The sequence below is a fragment of the Kineococcus sp. AC630 genome (assembly GCF_979255925.1).
Map to the genome: position 1 here is coordinate 1 of NZ_CEEDMJ010000099.1, position 259 is coordinate 259.

Annotated in this window: 1 pseudogene; it reads right to left on the reverse strand. The window is 76.4% G+C overall.

Features of this window, described 5'->3' with window-relative positions:
- A pseudogene (locus AC0I8G_RS26005) lies at window positions 1-233 on the reverse strand (acyl-CoA dehydrogenase); the annotation flags it as partial.
- Between the last annotated feature and the right edge of the window lie 26 nt (window positions 234-259).

A 259-nucleotide genomic window follows, 5' to 3' on the forward strand; every position in this document is an offset into this window, starting at 1 on the left:
GTGCCCGACTCGGCGGCGAAGACTCCCCAGGTGCTTCCCGGGGGGAGGGCTTCCCCAGCTTCGGCCAGGGTGGCGACCGCGTCGAGGTGGGCCTCGAGGATCCGGGCCGTCGGCAGGTCCTCCGCGGCCGACGCGGCGAGGAACCGCCAGCGGCGCAACGTGTCGCCGGATCCGGGGCGCGGCACGGTCGCCGAGGACCTGCTCGCCACGGCGAGGGCCTGCTGGATGGGCACGTGCGGCAACCTCCGGAGCTCCGGCC